This window comes from Paraburkholderia phosphatilytica (assembly GCF_003443895.1).
Lineage (GTDB): Bacteria > Pseudomonadota > Gammaproteobacteria > Burkholderiales > Burkholderiaceae > Paraburkholderia > Paraburkholderia phosphatilytica.
This window is the reverse complement of the sequence record NZ_QQOA01000016.1, coordinates 61562-77741: the sequence shown is the minus strand read 5'-3', so window position 1 is coordinate 77741 and position 16180 is coordinate 61562. Positions and strand designations below refer to the sequence as shown.

Genomic DNA, 16180 nt, shown 5'->3' with positions numbered 1-16180 from the left:
GCGAAAAGCTTACTGCGTATGCCTTACTGCATGCCGACGCCGTCGAAGCGCAGATAGCCGAGCGGTTCGATGCGGATGTCGGTGACCTTCTTGCTGACCGGCTGGTACACCGTCGAGTGCGCGATCGGCGAGAACGGCAGCTGCTGTTCGAAGATCTGCTGCGCCTGCATGTAGAGCTTCGTGCGCTGACCTTGATCCGAGGTCTGGCGAGCCTTCTGGATCAGGTCGTCGAACGGCTTGTAGCACCACTTGCCGAAGTTGTTGCCGTTCACCGCTTCGCAACCGAGCAGCGTGCCGAGCCAGTTGTCCGGATCGCCGTTGTCGCCCGTCCAGCCGATCAGCATGCTGTCGTCTTCGCCGGCGTGCGCGCGCTTGATGTACTCACCCCACTCATACGTGACGATCTGCGCCTTCACGCCGATCTTCGCCCAGTCGGCCTGGATCATTTCGGCCATCAGACGCGCGTTCGGGTTGTACGCGCGCTGCACGGGCATCGCCCACAGCGTGATGTTGAAGCCGTTTGACAGGCCGGCCTTCGCCAGCAGCGCCTTCGCCTTGTCCGGATCGTACGTGTTGCCCTTCAGGCTCTTGTCGTACGACCATTGTGTCGGCGGCATCGGGTTGGTCGCGGCCTGGCCCGCACCCTGGTACACCGAATCGATGATCGCCTTCTTGTTGATCGCCATGTCGAGCGCCTTGCGCACGTCGACGTTGTCGAGCGGCTTGTGCGTGACGTTGTACGACAGATAGCCGAGGTTGAAGCCCGGCTGCGACGGCATCGCGATGTTCGGTTCGGCCTTCAGCGGCGCGATGTCGGCGGGACGCGGATAGCTCATCACCTGGCATTCGTCGCGCTTGAGCTTCTGCACGCGCACGCCGGCATCCGGCGTGATCGAGAAGATCAGCTTCGAGATCTTCACCGCGCCCGGCTTCCAGTAATCAGGATTACCGTCGAAGCGGATCGTCGCGTCCTTCGTGTAGCTCTTGAAGATGAACGGGCCCGTGCCGACCGGATACTGGTTGATGTCCGACGCCTTGCCGGCCTTCAGCAACTGATCAGCGTATTCGGCGGACAGGATCGACGCGTATTCCATCGCGATGTTCTGGATGAACGGCGCGTTCGGCTCGTTCAGCGTGAACCTGACCGTGTACTGGTCGACCTTCTCGACCTTCGAGATCAGCTTGTCGAGGCCCATGTCGGTGAAGTAGGGGAACGACACCGGGTACGCCTTGCGGAACGGCTGGTTCGGATCGAGCATGCGCTCGAACGTGAAGATCACGTCGTCGGCGTCGAAATCACGCGTCGGCTTGAAGAACGACGTGGTCTGGAATTTCACGCCGTGGCGCAGATGGAACGTATACGTCTTGCCATCGGGCGATACATCCCACGATTGCGCGAGACCCGGTTCGACCTTGGTGCCGCCGCGTTCGAATTCGACGAGACGGTTGTAGACGGTGAACGTGTTCGCGGTGAAATCAGTACCCGTGGTGTACTGGGCCGGATCGAAACCCGCCGGACTGCCTTCTGAGCAGTACACGAGGGTCTTGTTCGGAATCGCGGCGTGCGCCAGGTTGGCGACGCCCATCGAAACCGCTGCGGCAGCCACGAACGCAGTGAGACGCGTGGCGCTCAACAGTCTGTTTTGCTTCATGTTTCCTCCATTTTCCCCGCCGGCCGGACCCGGCGTCCCGCGATATTACTGAGCTTTGCCGCCCCTCACAACTGGCCAAAACAGGCAGCGGGCAACCCGCGAGCAACCCATGATGCAGCCCATGAGGTAGCACGAAGCGGGCCGCGCCGCGCGGTACGCGGCCCTGATGACGTGTCTTCAGACTGTCATTTGACGCTCACGCCCATGAACTGCGTCGGGCCGAACGGATCGATCTTGAAGCCTGTCACATTCTTGCTGAGCGGCTGATACACGGTTGAATGCGCGATCGGCGTGAACGGCACCTGGTCCTTGAAGATCTCCTGCGCTTCGACATAGTCCTTCGTACGCTGGGCCTGATCGATGGTGCTGCGGCCTTTCTGGATCAGGTCGTCGAATGGTTTATAGCACCACTTCGAGAAGTTGCTGCCCTTCACCGCGTCGCAGCCCAGCAGCACGCCGAGCCAGTTGTCGGGGTCGCCGTAGTCGCCGGTCCAGCCGATCAGGATCGCGTCGTGCTCGCCCGCATGCGCGCGACGAATATATTCGCCCCACTCGTAGGTGGTGATGTCCGCCTTCACGCCGATCTTCGCCCAGTCGGCCTGGATCATCTCCGCCATCAGCCGCGCGTTCGGGTTGTACGGACGCTGCACCGGCATCGCCCACAGCGTGATCTCGAAGCCGTTCGGATAACCCGCCTGCTTCAGCAGGTCCTTCGCCTTGTCGAGGTCGCGGGGCGCATCCTTCAGGTTCTTGTCGTAGCCCCATTGCGTGGGCGGCATCGGATTGGTGGCGAGCTGGCCCGCGCCCTGGTACACCGAATCGATGATCGCCTTCTTGTTGATCGCCATGTCGAGCGCGCGGCGCACCAGCACGTTGTCGAGCGGCTTCTTCGTCGTGTTGTAGCCGAGAATGCCGAGATTGAAGCCCACTTCACTCGGCACCTGCAGCGACGGGTCGGCCTTGATCGCCGGGATGTCCGCGGGGCGCGGATAGCTCATCACCTGGCACTCGCCGCGTTTGAGCTTCTGCAGCCGCACTGCCGGGTCCACCGTGATCGAGAAGATCAGCTTGCTGAGCTTCACGTCGTCCGGTTTCCAGTAGTCAGGATTGCCGGTGAAACGGATCGTCGAATCTTTCGTGTAGCTCTGGAAGATGAACGGCCCGGTGCCCACCGGAAACTGGTTGATATCCGCCGCCTTGCCATCCTTCATCAACTGGTCGCCATACTCCGCCGAGAGAATGGACGCGAACGGCATCGCGATCTGCTGCAGAAACGGCGCGTCGACCTCCTTCAGCTTGAACTGCACCGTGTACGGATCGACCTTCGTGATGCTCGCGATGTTTTTCGCGAGACCGAGGTCGTTGAAGTATGGGAACTGCACCGGATACGCCTTGCGGAACGCGTTGTCCGGATCGAGCATCCGCTCGTAGGTGAACACCACGTCGTCGGCGTTGAACTCGCGCGTCGGCTTGAAGAATGACGTGGTCTGGAACTTCACGCCGTGGCGCAGATGGAACGTGTACGTGAGGCCGTCGGACGACACATCCCATGACTCTGCAAGGCCGGGCTCGATATCCGTGCCGCCGCGCTTGAACTCGACGAGACGGTTGTAGACGGTATAGGAACTCGCGGTGAACTCCACGCTGGTCGTGTACTGCGCCGAATCGAAACCAGCCGGGCTGCCCTCGGAACAGAAGACGAGGGTCTTGTCGGGAATCGACGCGGCCTGCGCACCCATCGACGCGAGGCACGCGACTGCGGCAAGCGCCGCCGTTGCCACGACCCTGCGCAATGGGCGAACTGCGAACAGCATGGTGGACACTGTCATGACGTTCTCCGAAAGCAGCCGGGCCGGCTGCCTTTCGATCATAGACAGCACAAATTGCGGCCACAACCCGGTGGGATACCCGGGTGTCCAAAAAAATGGGCAGCCGAAGCTGCCCATTTCGTGGTTCCGTTAGCCTGGAGTGGCCGCTCAGAGCGCCAGCCGCTCGCAGATCGACTTCGTCGCGGCCGCACCGTTCAGCGTGTAGAAGTGCAGCCCCGGCGCGCCCGCATCGATCAGCCGGCGGCACAGGTCCGTCACCACGTCGAGACCGAACGCGCGGATCGCTTCGCGGTCGTCGCCGAAGCTCTCGAGCCGGCGCGCGACCCAGCGCGGCACTTCCGCACCGCACATCTCCGAGAAGCGCATCAGCTGCGAGAAGTTGGTGATCGGCATGATGCCCGGGACGATCGGCACGTCGACGCCGAGCTTGCGCGCATCGTCGACGAAACGGAAGTACGCGTCCGCGTTGAAGAAGTACTGCGTGATCGCCGAATTCGCGCCCGCTTTCACCTTGCGCGCGAAGTTCTCGAGATCGTGCTTCGGCGACCGGGACTGCGGGTGGTACTCCGGATAGCCGGCCACTTCGACATGGAACCAGTCGCCGGTTTCCGCGCGGATGAAGCTCACGAGCTCCGACGCATAACGCAGTTCGCCGACCGAGCCCATGCCCGACGGCAGATCGCCGCGCAGCGCGACGATGTGGCGGATGCCGTTCGAACGGTACTGGTCGAGAATCGCGCGCAGATCGTTCTTCGACGAGCCGATGCACGACAGGTGCGGCGCGGCCTCGAGGCCGTCCTTCGCCATGTCGAGCACCGTGTCGAGCGTGCCCTGCTGCGTCGAGCCGCCGGCGCCGAACGTGACCGACACGAACTTCGGCTTGAGCGGCATCAGCTCCGCGCGCGTCACGCGCAGCTTGTCGATGCCGTCCTGCGTCTTCGGCGGGAAAAATTCAAAAGAGAGTTCGATGGGTTTCATGATTCATGGGCACAGGCCGCGCAATCCAGCGCGCGCATCAGAGGCTGCGATTGCCGAACACGAGCGCCGACAGCAGCCATGACACGATGCTGTACAGGATCGAGCCGAAAAACGCCGACCAGAATCCGGACACCTCGAACCCCTTCAACAGCGACGCGCACAGCCAGAAGCACAGTGCATTGACAACGAGTATGAAGAGGCCGAGCGTCAGGATCGTCACCGGCAACGTCAGCACGATCAGGATCGGCCGCAGCACCGCGTTGATCAGACCAAGCACGATCGCAACGATCAGCGCGGTGCCGAAGCTGCGGATGTGAATGGACGGCACGAGGTAGGTGATGATCAGCAGCGCGAGCGCGTTGATCAGCCAGGTCAGCAGTACGGTCATTTCAAGGCTCTCCTTCGGGTTCGATCGTGCCGCCGCGGCGCGCGGCCGTGTGCCTGCTTAGTAGCGGTAGTGGTTCGGCTTGAACGGGCCGTTCTTGTCGACGCCGATGTAGCCGGCCTGCTCCGTCGACAGCTCGGTCAGGTTCGCGCCGATGCGCGCGAGGTGCAGACGCGCAACCTTTTCGTCGAGCTGCTTCGGCAGCACGTAGACCTTGTTCTCGTACTTGCCGCCTTGCGTGAACAGTTCGATCTGCGCGAGCGTCTGGTTCGTGAACGAGTTCGACATCACGAACGACGGGTGACCCGTCGCGCAGCCGAGGTTCACGAGGCGGCCTTCCGCCAGCAGGATCACGCGCTTGCCGTCCGGGAAGATGATGTGATCGACCTGCGGCTTGATGTTTTCCCACGTGTACTGGCGCGTCGATGCAACGTCGATTTCCGAATCGAAGTGGCCGATGTTGCAGACGATCGCGTTGTGACGCATCGCCTTCATGTGATCGTGGCCGATCACGTGGTAGTTGCCGGTGGCCGTCACGAAGATGTCGGCCTTGTCCGCCGCGTATTCCATCGTCACGACGCGATAGCCTTCCATCGCCGCCTGCAGCGCGCAGATCGGATCGATTTCGGTGACCCACACCGTCGCGCCGAGGCCGCGCAGCGACTGCGCGCAGCCCTTGCCCACGTCGCCGTAACCTGCGACCACCGCGATCTTGCCGGCGATCATCACGTCCGTTGCGCGCTTGATGCCGTCGACGAGCGACTCGCGACAGCCGTACAGGTTGTCGAACTTCGACTTCGTGACCGAGTCGTTGACGTTGATCGCCGGGAACGGCAGGCGACCGTCCTTCTCCATCTGGTACAGGCGGTGCACGCCGGTCGTCGTTTCTTCCGTGACGCCCTGGATGTGCGCGAGACGCGTGGAGTACCACGACGGATCCGCGTCGAGATGCTTCGCGATCGACTTGTACAGCGCGACTTCTTCCTCGTTGGTCGGGTTACCGATCACCGAGCGGTCCTTCTCGGCCTTCGAGCCGAGAATCAGCAGCAACGTCGCGTCGCCGCCATCGTCGAGGATCATGTTGGCGAACTCGCCGTTCGGCCATTCGAAGATGCGGTGCGAGAACTCCCAGTATTCGTCGAGCGATTCGCCCTTGAACGCGAACACCGGCGTGCCGCCCTGCGCGATCGCGGCAGCGGCGTGGTCCTGGGTCGAGAAGATGTTGCACGAAGCCCAGCGCACGTCCGCGCCGAGCGCCTTCAGCGTCTCGATCAGCACGCCCGTCTGGATGGTCATGTGCAGCGAACCGGCCACGCGCGCGCCCTTCAGCGGCTGCTGCGCCTTGTATTCGTCACGGATCTGCACGAGACCGGGCATTTCGGTTTCGGCGATGTCGAGTTCCTTGCGGCCCCATGCGGCCAGCGACAGGTCGGCAACGACGAAATCTTTCGAATCTTTCGAATCTTTGGAATCGTATACAGCGGCGTTCATCACGCCCTCCTTTCTAAAAATGACTAGAAATGTGACGTGAGCGCCGTTCGATGCGGGGGTTGGCGGCGCTACGCGCGTTCAAACCTGCCGAATTGAGAGCCTTCGAGCCTGGCGGGTGAATCCGTCGCAGCGCTCCTCGAAGGCGAACGGGGATTGTAGCGGGTTTTTGCGAAGGCGGTAGGTCGCGGCGTTCGCTACCGCATAAATGACATGACTTAGAATGGCCCATTCCATTCCGAACCGGAATTCCACCCCCCATCATGGAACTGCGCGCGCTCCGCTATTTCGTCGAGGTCGTCCGGCAGCAGAGTTTCACCGCCGCGGCAGAGCACATGTTCGTCACGCAGCCCACCATCAGCAAGATGGTGAAGTCGCTCGAAGACGAGATCGGCTCGCCGCTGCTGCTGCGCGACGGTCGCCAGATGGTGCTCACCGATGCCGGCCGCATCGTCTATCAGCGCGGCCAGGACGTGCTCGCCGCGCACGCGCAACTGCAGGCGGAGCTGGCCGATCTCGACACGCTCGGGCGCGGCGAGCTGACCATCGGCATTCCGCCGATGGGCGGTGCGCTGTTCACGCCGGCCATCGCGAGTTTCCGGCAGCGCTTTCCGAAAGTGGAGCTGAAGCTGTTCGAGCAGGGTTCGCGCGGCATCGAAGCTGCGTTGATCGCCGGCGAACTGGAACTGGGCGGCGTGCTGCAGCCGGTGGACCCTGAACTCATCGACGTACTGCCGATCGCAAGCCAGCCGCTGATGCTGGTTGCGCGCGCCGGCTCGCGCTGGGACGACGCATCGCAGGTCGCGCTCGGCGATCTCGCGGAAGAACCGTTCGTCTTCTACGGCGAAAGCCTCGCGCTCAACGACGTCGTGATCAACGCATGCCGCACTGCCGGCTTCGCGCCAACGATCGTGAGCCGCAGCGGACACTGGGACTTCATGGCCGCGATGGTGCTCGCCGGTGTCGGCATCGCGCTGCTGCCGGCGCCGTATTGCCGGCGTCTCGATGCGGCGCAGTTCACCTGCCGCCCGGTCGTCGCGCCCGAGATCCTGTGGGAAATGGCGGTCGGCTGGCGCCGCAACGGCTATCTGTCGCATGCCGCACGCGCGTGGCTCGAAGTCGCGCGGCAAACGCTGCCGCAGCAGAACGTCGCGGCGGTTTTCCCCGCGCCGGACTTCGGCGCGTTGCCGGGCGACGTCGCGCGCTAGCATCGGGCGGCACCGAAGACGCCGCCGTCACTCACGCCCGCACTCACACCCGGATCTCGCGCCGGCTGCGCTATCAGCCCACCTCAAGCCACCGCCACCTGCGCCTGCGCTTCCCGCCGGCTGCGCGCCGCGGCGATCATCTCCGCCGCGCGCTCGCCAATCATCACCGTCGGCGCGTTCGTGTTGCCGCCGATCAGCGTCGGCATCACCGATGCATCGACAACACGCAATCCCTCCACGCCTCTCACCCGCAACTGCGGATCGACGACCGAGCGCGCGTCGCCGCCCATCCGGCAGGTCGCAACCGGGTGATAGATCGTGTCGGCATGCTGAGCGATGGTCTCGCGCAGCTCCGCGTCGGTCTGCCCCGCGTGCGTGTAGAGCTCGCGCCCGCCATGCAGCGCGAGCGACGGCGCATCGAGGATGCGTCGCGCGAGACGCGCGCCTTCGACGAGCAGATCGAGATCGCGCGGATCGCTGAGAAAGCGCGGATCGATGCGCGGCGCGACGCGCATATCGCCGCTCGCGAGCGTCACCGTGCCGCGGCTCTTCGGCCGCAACACGCAGACGTGCAGCGAATAGCCATGGCCCCAGTGCATCCGGCGATTGTGGTCGTCGACGAGTGCCGCGCAGAAATGCAGTTGCAGATCGGGCCGGTCGAGCGTCGGCCTGCTGCGCAGGAAGCCGCCCGCTTCCGCGACGTTGCTCGACAGCATGCCCGTGCCGCGGCGCGTGAACTGCACGAACTGCGGCACCATCCGCGCGATACCGCGAATCGAGAAGCCGACCGGCGCAATCGATCGCACGCGACGGTTGATCGTGAAGTCGACGTGATCGATCAGGTTCTGTCCTGCTTCAGGCGCATCGTGCAGCACATCGATGCCGAGCGCACGAAGATGATCCGCCGGGCCGATGCCTGAGCACATCAGCAACTGCGGCGAATTGAACGCACCCGACGCCACGATCACCTCCGCGCGCGCCGTGAGCCGCTCGGTGCGTCCGCCGCGCGCGATCTCGACGCCGGTCGCGCGCCGGCCGTCGAACGTGATGCGCAGCACGGTCGCATCGCTGATCGTGTGCAGGTTCGCGCGCTCGCGGTCGTACACATACGCGCGCGCGACGGTGCAGCGTCGCCCATCGCGCTGCGTCACCTGATAGAAGCCGACGCCCTCCTGCTCGGCGCCGTTGAAATCCGGATTCGCACGAAAACCTGCTTCCACTGCGGCGCGCACGAAGCGATGCGAAAACGGATTGCGATAGCGCAGATCGGAGACCGTCAATGGACCGTCGGCGCCATGCCACGCATCCTCGCCGCGTTCGTTGCCCTCCGCGCGCCGGAAGTACGGCAGCACGTCGGCCCACGACCAGCCTTCGCAACCGAGCGTGGCCCATTCGTCGTAGTCGAGCGGATGACCGCGCGTGTACACCATCGCGTTGATCGCGCTCGATCCGCCGAAGCCGCGACCGCGCGGCTGATAACCGCGCCGGCCGGCGAGCCCCGGCTGCGGCTCGGTCTCGTAGCCGTAGTTCGTCTTCAGCCTGAACGGCACGACGGCCGCGACGCCGGTCGGCATGTTCACCAGCAGGTTGCGATCCGTATGCGGACCCGCTTCGATCAGCGCGATCGTCGCATCGGGACAGCGCTCGGCGAGCCGGCCCGCGAGCGCGCAGCCGCCCGACCCGGCGCCGGCAATGATGTAGTCGTATTCCATCGGCTCCTCCCTGATGCGGGTCACGGCGCGGCCATGCGTGCAGCCGTTTGCTCGTCACCCGTGTCTCGTGCACACTTGTCTACCGGTGCTGTAGCGCATTGTAGGGAGCGTGAAGCGCGTGCGGCGCACCGATGACAGAGCGATACCTCTAATCGGAAGCGGCCCCGCAACCCTATGATGAGACGTGGTGCAGCGCACGCGCACAGCGTTGCGCTCATCGTTCAAACATCGCGCCGCGCACATCAGGTCCGACCGGCGCGGCCATGCATCCACCACTCAAACGATGCGGCCAGGCACGTGCCGTGCAATGGCCGCCACGGATCCGTCATACGGAGACAGCAGATGGAATCGCAGAGCTTCGGCAAGACTCATGACGTGACGAATCAGGTCCCGCCGCTGTCCGGCTACAACCTGTTCGCGACCGACGCGGCGCTCGCGGCCGCGCTGGAACGCGGCGGCGCAAGCTGGCATCGCGAGGCCCTGCTGCGCGACGGCGCCGCGTTGACCGAACCGGACGTGCTCGCGCTCGCCGAACTCGCGAACCGTCATGAGCCGGAACTCGCCACCTTCAGCCCGCGCGGCGAGCGCATCGACGCACTCGAATTTCATCCGGCATGGCACGCGCTGCTCGCGCGCTTGCGGCGCGAAGGGCTGCACGCGCTGCCGTTCTCCGATCCGCAGCCGGGCGCGATGGCCGCGCGCTGCGCCGGCTACTACCTGCACGCGCAGATCGAATCGGGCTCGCTGTGCCCGACGACGATGACCTTCGCCAGCATTCCCGTCCTGCAGCGCGAGCCCGAACTCTTCGCGACGTTCGCCGACAAGCTCTATTCGCGCGACCACGACGCACGCGACCTGCCGCTCGCCGCGAAACGTTCGATGCTGGTCGGCATGGGTATGACCGAAAAGCAGGGCGGCTCCGACGTGCGCAGCAACCAGACGCGCGCGTTCGCGACGGACGGCCATGGCGGCCGCGGCGGCGCGTATCGCCTGGTCGGCCACAAATGGTTCTTCTCCGCGCCGCAGTGCGACGCGCATCTCCTGCTCGCGCGCAGCGATGGTCACGAAGGTCTGTCGTGCTTCTTCGTGCCGCGCTTCGCACCCGACGGCACGAAGAACGCTGTGCAGATCCAGCGCCTGAAAAACAAGCTCGGCAATCGCTCGAACGCGAGCAGCGAAGTGGAGTTTCTCGACGCATACGGCGTGATGATCGGCGACGAAGGACGCGGCGTGCCGACCATCATCGAGATGGCGAACTACACGCGGCTCGACTGCGTGATCGGCAGCGCGGCGCTGATGCGCGCGGCGCTTGTGCAGGCCATTCACCACGCGCGGCACCGCAGCGCGTTCGGCAAACACCTGGCCGATCAGCCGCTGATGCGCAACGTGCTCGCCGATCTCGCGCTCGAATCGGAAGCGGCCACCGTGCTGTTCATGCGTCTCGCGCACGCGTTCGAAGAGTCCGCGAATTCACCCGAAGCGCGCGCGTGGCGCCGCATTGTCACGCCCGCCGCGAAGTTCTGGATCTGCAAGCGGACGCTCGAATTCACCGGCGAAGCGATGGAAGTGTGGGGCGGCAATGGCTACGTCGAGGAAGGCCCGATGGCGCGCTTCTATCGCGAAGCGCCGGTCAACTCGATCTGGGAAGGCTCCGGCAACGTGATGTGCCTCGACGTGCTGCGCGCGTTCGAACGCGAACCGGATGCCGCGCAGGCGCTCCTCACCGCATGGCGCGCCGATGCGCAGGGACAAGCCGCGCTATCCGCCGCGCTCGAACGGCTGCTCGGCACGCTGACGAGCGCGCCGGACACGCGTGAGGCCGCGGCGCGCCGCATCGCACAGCAGCTGGTGCTGATCGCGCAGGCCACGCTGCTCGTGCGGCACGCACCCGCCGACGTCGCCGATGCATTCATCGCCACGCGCCTGGCGGACGACAGCGGCAATACGGGCCGCGTCTACGGCACGTTGCCGGCGGCGCTCGATCACGCCGCCATCGTCGAGCGCGCGTTTCCAGCGTGAGTACAACAGCAGCCGCATCGCATCCGAAGCAGACAACCGGCCGCACGACAACCAAAGACACGGCGCGCCGGCCATCACCATCGTCAGGGAGAGACGGATGAAGAACGACCTACCGGACATCGCCGCACTCGAAGGGCTGCTGCGCGAGCAGCGCGACGCGTATCTGCGCGCGCCCTTTCCGACGTGGCCCGAACGCGAGCGTCATCTGAAGGCGCTGCGCGCGATGCTGCTCGACAACCGCGACGCACTCGCGCAAACGCTGAACGAAGACTTCGGCAATCGCGCGAAGGAAGAAATTCTGCTATCCGAAATATTCGTCGCGAAGGAAGAGATCGACGCGGCACTGAAGCACGGCAAGCGCTGGATGAAGCCGCAGCATCGCGCCACCAACAAATGGCTGCTGCCCGCGCGCGCGAAGGTCGTGCCGCAGCCGGTGGGCGTGGTCGGCATCATCGTGCCGTGGAACTATCCGATCCTGCTGGCCGCGGGCCCGCTGATCAGCGCGCTGACCGCCGGCAACCGCGCGCTCGTCAAGATGTCCGAGCTGACTCCGCGCACGTCGGCGCTGTTCGAGCAGCTCGTCGCGAAGACATTCGCGCGCGATCACGTCGCGGTCGTCAACGGCGACGCGACGGTGGCCGCCGCATTCAGCGCGCAGCCGTTCGACCATCTGCTCTTCACCGGCTCGACGAAAGTCGGTCACGACGTGATGCGCGCGGCCGCCGCGAACCTCACGCCAGTCACGCTGGAGCTGGGCGGCAAGTCGCCCGCGATCATCGGCCGGCACGCGCGCTTCAGCTACGCGGTCGACAACATCCTCGCCGGCAAGACGCTGAACGCCGGCCAGACCTGCATCGCGCCGGACTACGTGCTGGTGCCGCGCGGCGAGGAGCAGGCGTTCGTCGAACGGGCGCGCAGAAGTCTCGCGAAGACCTATCCGGATTTCGGCAGCAACCGCGACTACACGTCGATCGTGTCGGACCGCCATTTCGCGCGTCTGCAGCAGCTCGCGGACGAAGCGCAGGCCGCCGGCGCGCAGCTGCATCCGCTCGCCGACGTCGCGTCCGACCGCGCGACGCGCCGCTTCGTGCCGACCGTCGTGACGGGCGCGCCGGATCACGTCGCGCTGATGCAGGAGGAGATTTTCGGGCCGCTGTTGCCGGTGATTCCGTACGACTCGCTCGAAGAAGCGCTCCGCTACGTGAACGCGCGTCCCCGCCCGCTTGCGCTCTATCTGTACGCCGACGATGCGTCGACGGTCGAGCGCGTCACGCACGGCACGATCGCGGGCGGCATGGCGGTAAACGAGACGCTGATGCACATCGCATGCGAGAGCCTGCCGTTCGGCGGCGTCGGTGCAAGCGGGATGGGTGCGTACCACGGCTACGAAGGCTTCGTGACCTTCTCGAAGATGAAGCCGGTGCTGACGCAGGCGCGTTTCAATGCGCGCGGGCTGATCGCGCCGCCGTATGGACGGCGCTTCCGGATGCTGCTGAAGCTGATGCTGCGGTTCTAGCGCGACGGGCGTCCCGGACGGCGTCCGGGACCGGAGGAATAGGGAGAACCTGGGCCGTCATCCGCCGTACTGGGCGTGACGTCCTCGACGTCGTTCACGGCACGCGTGCCGCGCACCGCGGGCGTCGGCGCATCGACCACGCCGCTTTCCAGCCGGTACAGCCACGCGAGCAGTTCCGCGACTGCCTGGTACAGCTGCGGCGGAATGCGCGCGTCGAGATCGACCTGCATCAGCAGCGACACCATTTCCGGCGCCGTGTGCACATACAGGCCGGCCTCCTGCGCGCGCTTGACGATCATGTCCGCGAACACGCCGTAGCCTTTCGCGACGACGCGCGGCGCGGTATCGCCCTGATACTTGTCGTAGACGAGCGCGGCCGCGCTGCGACGACGTCCGCCCTGGCTCATGTCATGTCCCAGTCGAAGAAGTCGTCCGCGGGCGGCGCGGTGTGACGCGTCGCATACGCCGCGCCAGCGCGCATCGAATCCGGCGAGGCCGTGCCCGCGCCAGCTGCGGACGCACGCGCATACGCGCTCGCCGCCTGCGCGGCCGCGGCGGGTGGCGGGCCGCTGTCGATCTCACGGATCGTCAGCCCCTGCAGCGCGATGCCCGCGTCCGCCAGACGCTGACGGAACGTTTCGCCCTGCGCGATCAGCCGCGACGCGCTCGTCGCACTCGCCTGCACACGGGCGACGAGCTGCGTGCCGGTGAGCGTCAGTTCCGCGTCCACCGTGCCGAGCGAAGGCAGCGACAGCGTGATGCGGGTGCGCCACGGGCGGTCTTCCGGCAGATCCTGGCTGCCGCCGCGCTGCCGGTGGCTGTCGTCCTCTTCGACGACCCAGTCGAACTTCGCGCCGGGCCACGCTTCGCCGCTCCAGCGGAACTGGCCGGTGGCGAGCAGATCGAGCTGCTGGCGCACGATCGGCACGGTCGCCGGATGGATCGATGCCGCGATCGACTGCGCCGCGTTGGCGGACGAGCCGTCCTGCAGCGAACCCAGGCTCAGCGCCGCATGCAGCGACGGCGTGCTGGACGCGGCAACGGTGTACGGATTGCCGGGCTCCGCGCGCATGCCAGGCATGACGGGCAGGCCTTGCTGTGGCATCGGCGCTCCGCGGGCGGTCGCGAAAACGTCGCCAGGCGCGACTCCGGCGCCTGCCGCGCCACCCTGCCCCGAGCCGGCCGCACCAGCGAAGTCCGCCGCGCCGCCGTCGCTCCAGTCGAGCGGCAACTGCTGCGCGGCGGGCGCGAGACGGTTCTGCAGTTCGGAGGCGAGCGAGTCCGGCGAACGCATGCCGTTCAGCCATTCGGACAGGTGCGATTCGTAGAAGAGGCCCGTCTCGGCCACGGTCTGCTCGAGCGCGGCAGCGAGTTGCGCGACCGGCACCTGCTGCGCGGTGACGGTGGCCGTCGCGCCGGCGCCGGAAGCGCCAGCCGCCGCAGAAGCGCCAGCACCACCAGCCGCGCCGTCGGCGGCATCGAACAGCGGCAGCGGCGACACGTCGAGCGCGGGCGCGAACGGCCACACCGGCGCGAGTCCAATCGCGGCGGGCGTGGCCTCGCCGCCGCTGCGCATGATCGCGTCAAGCGTGAGCGCGACCGCGGACAGCACGGTCTGCGACGAAGCCTGCGGAGTGGTCGGAAGAGTGACGTTGCTGCCGGGTGCGACCGGCAGTTCGGTGCTGAGCGCGGAGGTGGCCGTCTGGGTCGTGGTGGCGGGCGTGCCGATCGACAGCAGGCTTTCGATCCGGCCCGCAAGCGCGGACGCAACGGCCGTATCGATTGTGCTCATCCCGATTCCCTGATTGCTGCCAGATGGTGAAGCCCGGCTCCGGAAGGACGCCGGACGCCGGGATGAAAATTCAGCGGGAGCGGTACAGCTCCTTGAGGATTCGCGAGGTGCGCCCACCGCCCGCGAACAGCGCCGACAGATTGGCCATGCGCGGGCTCGCGAGGTCGCGAATCGCCGCGTCGTCGGCCAGGATCCGGCGGATCAGGTCGAATTTCTGCGCCCGTTCGCGCTCGTCGAGCGGAACGTCGATCTCAGCGTCCTTGAGCGCATCGACGAGGTGGCGGTACTCGTCCTGCAGTCGACCGAGATCGTTCCACAGGGAGTCGCGCGCTGCCTTCAACATGCGTCCAGAGATCGCTGCAATTGCCTCGTAACGGGCGAGATACTCTGCTTTCGAATTCATCTCATCATTTCTGCGGCCGGAGCCTGGGCCATCCGCGCGATTTCCGGGCCGATGCCCATCCAGGCTTCCTCGAGCGTGGCGAGCAGACCGTCGACTTCGACGAGCATCGCTTCGCTCTGCATCACGTTGGCTTCGAGCAGCCGACGCGCCATATAGTCGTACAACGCATTGAGCCGTTGTGCCAGATCGCCGCCCGCTTCCACATTGAGCGACATCTGCAGACCGCTCTGCACGATCCGGATGGCCTTGCTGATGGCTTCCCCACGGGGACCGATGTTGCCGTTCGCCAGATGCAGCCTGGCTTCGGCGACCGCCTTGCGGGCACCCTGATACAGCATAGCCGTCAGGCGGTAGGGCGTCGCGCCCATTACGCCGGTTTCGACGCCGACGCGTGCGTAGGCGTTGGCTCCAGAGTGTCCTGGGGAAAACATCGGTACTCCTCCTCTCGTGCGGTTCGTGACCTGGACGCGACAACCACCCGCCCCGGGGCACCATGCTGCAGCGCCTCGTTGGCGTGTACCCTGGTTATCGGACAGCCGTCCGCAAAGCTTTAGACCGCGCCACGGCGCGAGAGGATGTGCGAGCGCCGCACGCCGCACCGAAGGTGCGAAGCGCGCAACAAGGATCCGGGGAACCGGTCGTCAGACCGACATCTGCATGATGTCGTTGTAAGCGCTGACTAACTTGTTCCGTACCTGCAGACCGAACTGGAAGCCGATGTTGGCCTTCTGCATGTCGACCATCACGTCGTTCAGCGACACGTTCGGCGAACCGAGCTCGAATGCCTGGGATTCGCCGACCGCGTGCTGCTGGTCGCTGCTGATCTTCTGCAGCGATGCCTTGAGCGCGGACGCGAAGCTGTCGGGCGAGGCTGCGCCCGACGCGCCCAGTGCGGACGTGTCGGAGCTGCCGGCCGAGGCGGCACCGCCGGCGGCCTGGGCTGCCAACGACTGGATCTGCTGCAGCGCCGATCCGAGCGGGTTCACTGGCGAAGTCATCTTGTCTCCGGAAAGAGGAGGAAACACGGCAGACCGTCCGTCTGGCAGGCGCCTGCGCCGGGTGGGCGCGGGACAGCCAGGGTACAGACCGCGGGACCGCTGCGGGGTTGCCGCAAGGTTGGCCGCGAGGTTTGCCGATCTGACAGCGAGATTAACCAGGGAGGGTGCTAGGACACCCGCGAAAGTGGGGGGAAAACCCG

14 protein-coding genes and 1 riboswitch are annotated in these 16180 nt (G+C 65.7%); of the genes, 3 read left to right on the top strand and 11 right to left on the bottom strand.

What is annotated here, in order from left to right; genetic code table 11:
• Positions 1–23 precede the first annotated feature (23 nt).
• The 5 genes from DVS29_RS18545 to ahcY all read right to left on the bottom strand — a co-directional run bounded on the left by DVS29_RS18545 (position 24) and on the right by ahcY (position 6335).
• The gene (locus DVS29_RS18545; RefSeq protein ID WP_118181945.1) at positions 24–1652 is read right to left on the bottom strand and encodes an ABC transporter substrate-binding protein; all 1629 of its coding nucleotides are present in this window, start codon (positions 1650–1652) and stop codon (positions 24–26) included.
• Positions 1653–1837: 185 nt separating this feature from the next.
• A complete protein-coding gene (locus DVS29_RS18540) occupies positions 1838–3481 on the bottom strand; it encodes an ABC transporter substrate-binding protein (protein WP_118181944.1) in 1644 nt (547 codons plus the stop codon).
• Positions 3482–3628: 147 nt separating this feature from the next.
• A complete protein-coding gene (gene metF, locus DVS29_RS18535) occupies positions 3629–4459 on the bottom strand; it encodes a methylenetetrahydrofolate reductase [NAD(P)H] (RefSeq protein WP_118181943.1) in 831 nt (276 codons plus the stop codon).
• A 37-nt stretch (positions 4460–4496) separates the two neighbouring features.
• A complete protein-coding gene (locus DVS29_RS18530) occupies positions 4497–4847 on the bottom strand; it encodes a phage holin family protein (RefSeq protein WP_118181942.1) in 351 nt (116 codons plus the stop codon).
• Between the two features lie 57 nt (positions 4848–4904).
• Entirely contained in the window at positions 4905–6335 is a 1431-nt protein-coding gene (ahcY, locus tag DVS29_RS18525) for an adenosylhomocysteinase (protein ID WP_118181941.1), read from the bottom strand.
• A 31-nt stretch (positions 6336–6366) separates the two neighbouring features.
• A riboswitch (S-adenosyl-L-homocysteine riboswitch) is annotated at positions 6367–6479 on the bottom strand.
• Between the two features lie 116 nt (positions 6480–6595).
• On the opposite strand from ahcY, the gene DVS29_RS18520 reads away from it, so the two are divergent.
• Positions 6596–7540: a LysR family transcriptional regulator gene (locus tag DVS29_RS18520; protein ID WP_118181940.1), complete on the top strand. Its 945-nt coding sequence runs from the start codon at positions 6596–6598 to the stop codon at positions 7538–7540.
• Positions 7541–7623: 83 nt separating this feature from the next.
• On the opposite strand, the gene DVS29_RS18515 is transcribed toward DVS29_RS18520, so the two are convergent.
• Positions 7624–9252: a GMC family oxidoreductase gene (locus tag DVS29_RS18515; protein ID WP_118181939.1), complete on the bottom strand. Its 1629-nt coding sequence runs from the start codon at positions 9250–9252 to the stop codon at positions 7624–7626.
• 342 nt (positions 9253–9594) lie between these two features.
• Here DVS29_RS18515 and DVS29_RS18510 point away from each other — a divergent pair, with 342 nt between their 5' ends.
• Both DVS29_RS18510 and DVS29_RS18505 read left to right on the top strand, forming a co-directional pair.
• Positions 9595–11271, top strand: a complete 1677-nt coding sequence (locus DVS29_RS18510; RefSeq protein ID WP_118181938.1) for an isovaleryl-CoA dehydrogenase — start codon at positions 9595–9597, stop codon at positions 11269–11271.
• A gap of 97 nt (positions 11272–11368) precedes the next feature.
• Positions 11369–12787: a coniferyl aldehyde dehydrogenase gene (locus DVS29_RS18505; RefSeq protein ID WP_118181937.1), complete on the top strand. Its 1419-nt coding sequence runs from the start codon at positions 11369–11371 to the stop codon at positions 12785–12787.
• Here the strand turns inward: DVS29_RS18505 and DVS29_RS18500 are convergent.
• The 5 genes from DVS29_RS18500 to fliE all read right to left on the bottom strand — a co-directional run bounded on the left by DVS29_RS18500 (position 12784) and on the right by fliE (position 15980).
• Positions 12784–13194, bottom strand: coding sequence for an EscU/YscU/HrcU family type III secretion system export apparatus switch protein (locus tag DVS29_RS18500; protein WP_118181936.1), 411 nt, complete (start codon positions 13192–13194; stop codon positions 12784–12786). The two genes, DVS29_RS18505 and DVS29_RS18500, sit on opposite strands and share 4 nt — an antisense overlap.
• Positions 13191–14579 (bottom strand): flagellar hook-length control protein FliK, encoded by a 1389-nt coding sequence (gene fliK, locus DVS29_RS18495; protein ID WP_118181935.1) that lies wholly within the window; start codon positions 14577–14579, stop codon positions 13191–13193. The genes DVS29_RS18500 and fliK overlap by 4 nt, the downstream gene beginning before the upstream one ends.
• A 70-nt stretch (positions 14580–14649) precedes the next feature.
• On the bottom strand, positions 14650–14982 hold the full coding sequence (locus DVS29_RS18490; RefSeq protein WP_118181934.1) for a flagellar protein FliT: 333 nt from the start codon (positions 14980–14982) through the stop codon (positions 14650–14652).
• Positions 14979–15413, bottom strand: a complete 435-nt coding sequence (gene fliS, locus DVS29_RS18485; protein ID WP_118181933.1) for a flagellar export chaperone FliS — start codon at positions 15411–15413, stop codon at positions 14979–14981. Before fliS ends, DVS29_RS18490 begins: the two co-directional genes overlap by 4 nt.
• Before the next feature lie 210 nt (positions 15414–15623).
• Positions 15624–15980, bottom strand: a complete 357-nt coding sequence (gene fliE, locus DVS29_RS18480) for a flagellar hook-basal body complex protein FliE (protein ID WP_118181932.1) — start codon at positions 15978–15980, stop codon at positions 15624–15626.
• Positions 15981–16180: the final 200 nt, after the last annotated feature.